Consider the following 5,868-nt stretch of genomic DNA (forward strand, 5'->3'; position numbering starts at 1 on the left):
TTCGGTGCTGCCCCTGCTGACTCGCTCAAAGGCTGCTAATAAGGTTTCAACTTCTGTTTCTCTGCCGTAGAGTTTTTCAGGGATGAGGAAATGATCTGTCATATCCCGCGTCCCCAATGCAAAGGTCTCAATGTTACCCGTGTTTTGTAATTGAGCCAGACAAATTTCTAAATCGTGTTTAAGTCCTAATGCACTCTGATAGCGATCTTCGGCATTCTTTGCCATCAGTTTACTAACAATTTGGGATAAAATTAGGGGAACTTCTGGGTTGATTTCATGTACCGGAATTGGCTGTTTTGCTAGATGACAATGCACTAATTCTATTGGGTCGTCTGACTCGAAGGGTAACTGTGTTGTCAACAATTCATAGAAGGTAACACCCAGGGAATAAAAGTCACTCCGATAGTCAATTGCTCGATTCATTCTTCCTGTCTTTTCTGGGGAAAGATAAGCTAAGGTTCCTTCGAGGGTGTTGGGGTTCTGGATTTCTAGGGTTTCTCTCGGCAGCAGGGAAGAAATACTGAAGTCAATTAGTTTAATTTGTTTGCTATGTGGGTTAATCAGAATATTTGCGGGTTTGATATCTTTATGAATAACTCGGTTTTGGTAGAGAGAGTGGAGAATATTTGCTAGTTCCCTGGCTAGGTTGAGAAAATTTTCTAAAGATAGAGATGTATCGGGTTGGTTTTTATCAGTTGCTCCCGGAAGATAAGTAGACAGAGAAACTCCTCCAAAGTCCTCCATTATCAAAGCATAGGCGTTTTTGTAAGGTGCTAAATCGAGGGGTTCAACCACTCCAGGTAGACGTAGATTTTTGGCGATGGTGTACTGGTTGCGGAATTGCACCAGTTCGCTGAAGCTGGGGTATTCGTTTCGCAGCAGTTTGATGACGACGGGAGTACGATCGCTCTCCCGAATACCTCGATAGACTAGAGTGCGAGATCCTGCATAGAGTTGTTCTGTTATCCGATACCCCGGCAGATCAGTAATTGTCTCCATTGTCCAGTCCTCACTCAATAAATTGGGGGTTAGTATATCTCTAGTTTACTCAGCAAACTTGGTAAATTCTCAATGGTCTCTAATGTTGCTGGACTTGTCAGTGGGCGTTCTGTACGAACGCAGGCAGCTCGTTCGATACTGAAGCCATATTATTAATTGTTTAGAACTTGTCTGCACTGGAGCGGAAATTATCCATAAGTATGTTTATATAACTCATTTGAGATGTTGATGGCGATCGCGTCTAGCAGTCGTGAAGCTCACAGGAGGCGATCGCCCCAAACAGCTATTTTTTGAGGTAGTTCAGTTTAAGCCCAAGGGTGGAAAGGTTTTCAACTTGGTTGTTTATCCTTGATATTTTTGAGGTAAAAATACTCAATGGTAGCCCTCATGCCCTCTTCTAGCAACCTAACGAACTCGCTCATCGGAAATGCTTGAATAACCCATTCTACATCAAATATTGCCCATTCAAAAGCAAAGTATACTTCGGAACTAGACGAAAATAAAATTTTTGGATGGATTTTATCTCAACTAAAAAATGTGTGATATTGAGCCGACTTACCCTGCGTATTTACTTCCCTAGTCTACCGTATATTTGTATTACCAGCAGTGGCTAGAACAAGGATTGCTTCTTCAATAACTGATGAAAATATTACCCCTATTCTGTGACTCAGCAGAATAGGGGTAATATTTTACTCTTCTTCATCAAGTAAAATAAGGGATGAGAATAAAAATCCATTAACGCTATTAATCGAGCAAAGCAAAGTGATTCAGCCCGTGAGCATTTTCTAGCCCCTTTATCTCTGCAATAGCTGGTAGTGTCTTACGTTTAATATCAAAAATTACACTAGCATGAATGTGTGTAAAAGCTTTGAAGCTTCTGACTTCTGAAAACAGATTTCTGTAATAAGCTGTTCGGCATTTAAAAGACGATAGTAGGGTGCGTCATTACAGAAGTGTTTTCCGCATAAGCGCGTAAGTGTTCACTCCTGATGCACCCTACAAGCCTCGTTACTGGTTTAAATGCTCCACAGGTTAGTGACAATACTCATCCATCAATTTCAAGGTTGAATCAGCTTGGCGAGGCTTAACCATAGACTCAGCTAAGGTTTGAGAGATTTTGTTCTATTATACTCTGCGCCGCGAAATTGAAAGAAGAGGGCAGGGCTGTTTCATTCTCTTGTAGGAGCAGCAAAGAGTGGCTGCCCCCATGTCGCCAAGGCTTGTGAATCATCGTCTGTGGGGGGTAGGAATTCTTGGCACTACAAGAGTCAAAATCGCGATTTTCGTGAAAATGAAACCGCCCTGCCTGCGTGCCCGATACCGCAGCCGATCGAAACAAAACGCTAAAATAGTAGCTCATACAATTTTGGAGTTAATATTTGACACTTGCACCCGCGCGCGAAAACGTCCTAGCTTGGCTCTGTGAGCGCGTTCCTGCTGCCCGAATCAAACATATCCTCGGAGTCGAACAGGTAGCAGGTGACTTGGCTCGCCATTACGGCCTCGACGAAGCAAAAGCCCGATCGGCGGGTTTGTTGCACGATTTGGCAAAATACTTCAAACCTCAACTGCTGCTGCAAATGGCCCAGAAGGAAGGTTTAGAGTTAGACTCAGTGTTGGAAGCACACCCGCATTTGCTGCACGCAGACGCCAGCGCGATCGTCGCCAGAGACGAATTCGGGGTGGTCGATCGAGAAATTTTGGACGCAATCGCCAATCACACCCTCGGCAGACCAAACATGAGCCAGCTCAGTTGTACCGTATTCATAGCAGATACCATAGAGCCGAGCCGCGGCAACACAGCCCAACTAGAAGCACTGCGCGAGGCAAGCTGGCAAAATCTTTATGCAGCCGTGTGGCAAACTAGCGATTATTCTCTTAAATATTTGCTAGAAACTCGCTGCTACATCCACCCCCGCACCGTACTTACGCGGAATTGGGCGCTGCAAATGGCCCGCGAATCGCCGGAAACAGGAAATTCGACCCAGAAGTCGATCGAACAAATCACAAGTTGAAAGTAAAATTCACCAGAAATTCTGTCCTTACTTTTGGCTTCAACCTAACTCCTATTTCCCGTCTCAAACTGCCAACAATCGACAGCCAATAGCGCACCCATTCTTTCTTACCGTATCAATTAGGAACTTAAACACTTAATGTCAGATATAACCCAACTCGAATACTCCAGGGCCCAGTCTACAGCAACGGACGGCACCTCCTCAGACGAAGCCCGTGGCCTGATCATGACCGTTGCCCAAGCAGCCGATGACCGCAAAGCAGTAGATATTGTATTGCTCCGCGTGTCAGAAGTATGCTTTTTGGCAGACTACTTTGCGATCGTCACCGGATTTTCCAACGTGCAGGTACGAGCCATCTCCCAAGCGATAGCAGACCAAGTGGAAGAAGAGTGGCAACGCTTGCCACTGCGTACACAAGGCCTATCAGACGCTAGTTGGGTTGTCATGGACTACGGCGACGCGATCATTCACATTTTGAAGCCTCAAGAGCGGGAGTTCTACAATTTAGAAGCGTTCTGGGGACACGCCGAACGCATTGACTTTTCCCCCACGTCGTGAGGATGGCTAATGTGAAAAACGTTTCTGCTTCTATTTGTCCCGTTCCGCAAGAACAGCGACCGATCAATGAATACCAAGAACTTAAAGAATCCTGGTTTTTTAGCTGGGTAACACTCAATTGGCCCGGATACCTGGCAAAACTAGCTTGGGTGTGGGCTTGGAGTTGCTTGGTATCGGTGCCGATAGCTGCTTCTAGCTTTGCTCCAAGCAAGTATCCAGCTCAGTTTGTCCTGTGCGGTGCCGCAGGTGCCGGTTTTATTCTAGGATTAGCTTTGCTGCGACTCTACTTGGGTTGGTTCTACGTGCGATCGCGCCTTTCAAATCCCACGGTCGTCTACGAAGAGTCTGGTTGGTACGATTGTCAATCTTGGCCTAAAACTCCCGAAGTTTTGCTTCAAGATCAGTTGATTGTTAACTACCAACTAGAACCAATTCTCAGGCGTCTGCGGCAGACATTTTATGGTTTGACAGTATTGCTGGTTGCCGGGGGACTAACTTGGAGTTGTTTGTAATCGGTTCGGTTCGGGAGTTTTGAGTTTTGAGATTGCCGCGCACAGCCAACGCCGGCACACTCCCGTGCATGAGTGAGAAACGATCGCCGAAAGATTAACTTTATAACTCTTAACTGGCAGCTCGCAACTCATAACTTCCACCGGCCCCAATCTAAAATCTAAAATCTAAAATCTAAAATTGATATGACAAGGGGAAAACGAACCCAAGCTCCCGAACTGGAAGTCACACTGCTGCGCGAAGGTATTGTGGAATCGAGGCACCGCGCCCAGGCCGCTGTCTGCGACAACCGCGGGCGCGTTCTGTCTGTTGCTGGTAACTCGGAAACGGCCTCATTTGTCCGTTCTTCACTCAAGCCTTTTCAAGCTTTGGCGGTGACGGGGACTGGCACTTTAGAACGCTACGAATTGACCGATCGAGATTTAGCGATTATTTGCAGTTCCCATCAAGGTACGATCGAGCAATCGCGCCAGGTATTTAACGTCCTGTGGCGCTGCGACATTGACCCCTCTAAACTTCAATGCCCCATTCCCGAAGGCAAAAAGAGCCCCCTGCAATACAACTGCTCCGGCAAACACGCCGGAATGCTGGCTGTCTGTCAGCAACTGCACTGGCCTCTGGACACTTATTTACGCCGCAAACATCCTGTCCAGCAGCTTATTTTGGGCAAAGTGGCTGACTTGCTGGCAATGCCTGCCGAAGAGTTTATCAGCGCTCGCGACGACTGCGGCGCTCCTACCTATCTGTTGCAGTTGGGGCAAATGGCGTCTTTGTACGCTCAGTTAGCCTCCGGCCACAATGTGGATATGGAGCGGATTGTCCGCGCTATGACTCATCACCCGATGATGGTTGCCGGTGAGGGCAAATTTGACACGGAACTGATGCGCTTGACTCAAGGGGAATTGGTGAGCAAGTCCGGCGCCGAAGGGGTGCAGTGCATTGGCCGCGTGGGCGAAGGCATGGGCTTGGCAATTAAGGTGACGGATGGAGGAAAGCGTGCTCAATTTGCTGTGGCGATTCACTTGCTCAAGCAGTTGGGGTGGATTACTCCGACGATCGCCGAAACTCTGGCGGAGACTTACCTCACTCTGAGCGAATTCAAGCGCTTGGAGGTAATCGGGGAAGTTTCGATGCTTTAGGGCGATCGAGACTCGATCGCCGATTTCAGCAACCCCTCCCGCAATCTAAAAAGTTTTTTTGATGGAGGGGTTGCAATTTTCAGAAAGATATGTTTATATTAGTAAAGAGACAAAAAGCGACGCGGGATAGAGCAGCCTGGTAGCTCGTCGGGCTCATAACCCGAAGGTCAGTGGTTCAAATCCACTTCCCGCCACCAACTTAAATAAGACAAGCCCCGGCATCCTAAAAGTTGCTGGGGTTTGTTTTATGCCGTCTGTTTGATGCCGTCTGCGATCGCATCTTCGACAGATTGAAAGCAGTTTATTTTAGGCGGCAACAAAAATGAGGACACAGCAGTGCTGTGTCCCTACTGTATATTTGTATTTTTCTACTAATTGAGACAAAATAAGACCAACCCTCAACCTAAACACTCAACCCTATACTTTCCGACGACCGTTTGTGCAAGCTTTATTTGTCAAAAAATTGCAATCCGATATCCATATTTTTTAACTCAGGATTGTGAACTACCAGACGCTGACCACTTAAGTGGTACAGCGCTGGCTTCCTGATTCAACGGGGCGGGGCGTCCCACAAAACCGAAGTTTTACCAGATCGACTTACATCCCCTCCACAGGCAGAAGCGCTAGTTCCTAACGCCAAAATCCGC

The 5,868-nt window shown here is 47.0% G+C and carries 5 protein-coding genes and 1 tRNA gene; 5 read left to right on the forward strand and 1 reads right to left on the reverse strand.

All coding sequences use genetic code 11. The features are described 5' to 3' along the window. On the reverse strand, positions 1-999 hold a 999-nt coding region (locus QUB39_RS30120), incomplete at its 3' end, for a protein kinase domain-containing protein (RefSeq protein WP_333264489.1). 1,379 nt (positions 1,000-2,378) lie between these two features. On the opposite strand from QUB39_RS30120, the gene yqeK reads away from it, so the two are divergent. The 5 genes from yqeK (at position 2,379) to QUB39_RS30150 (ending at position 5,418) form a co-directional block, all read left to right on the forward strand. Continuing rightward, complete coding sequence (yqeK, locus tag QUB39_RS30130; protein ID WP_333058569.1) at positions 2,379-3,014, forward strand: bis(5'-nucleosyl)-tetraphosphatase (symmetrical) YqeK; 636 nt, start codon at positions 2,379-2,381, stop codon at positions 3,012-3,014. 138 nt (positions 3,015-3,152) lie between these two features. Then, a complete protein-coding gene (gene rsfS / locus QUB39_RS30135; protein WP_333234293.1) occupies positions 3,153-3,572 on the forward strand; it encodes a ribosome silencing factor in 420 nt (139 codons plus the stop codon). 2 nt (positions 3,573-3,574) lie between these two features. Next, a complete protein-coding gene (locus QUB39_RS30140) occupies positions 3,575-4,084 on the forward strand; it encodes a CGLD27 family protein (RefSeq protein ID WP_333058566.1) in 510 nt (169 codons plus the stop codon). 183 nt (positions 4,085-4,267) lie between these two features. Next, positions 4,268-5,221, forward strand: a complete 954-nt coding sequence (locus tag QUB39_RS30145; protein ID WP_333211656.1) for an asparaginase — start codon at positions 4,268-4,270, stop codon at positions 5,219-5,221. Positions 5,222-5,341: 120 nt separating this feature from the next. Beyond that, positions 5,342-5,418: transfer RNA gene (locus tag QUB39_RS30150), tRNA-Met, on the forward strand. Positions 5,419-5,868 lie beyond the last annotated feature (450 nt).

The organism is Microcoleus sp. AT8-B5 (assembly GCF_036705565.1).
Lineage (GTDB): Bacteria > Cyanobacteriota > Cyanobacteriia > Cyanobacteriales > Microcoleaceae > Microcoleus.

What these genes read in the sequence shown, in the direction of transcription:
- QUB39_RS30145 (WP_333211656.1), top strand. Translation starts at nt 4,268, where the DNA reads ATGACAAGGGGAAAACGAACCCAAGCTCCCGAACTGGAAGTCACACTG.
- rsfS (WP_333234293.1), top strand. Translation starts at nt 3,153, where the DNA reads ATGTCAGATATAACCCAACTCGAATACTCCAGGGCCCAGTCTACAGCA.
- QUB39_RS30140 (WP_333058566.1), top strand. Translation starts at nt 3,575, where the DNA reads ATGGCTAATGTGAAAAACGTTTCTGCTTCTATTTGTCCCGTTCCGCAA.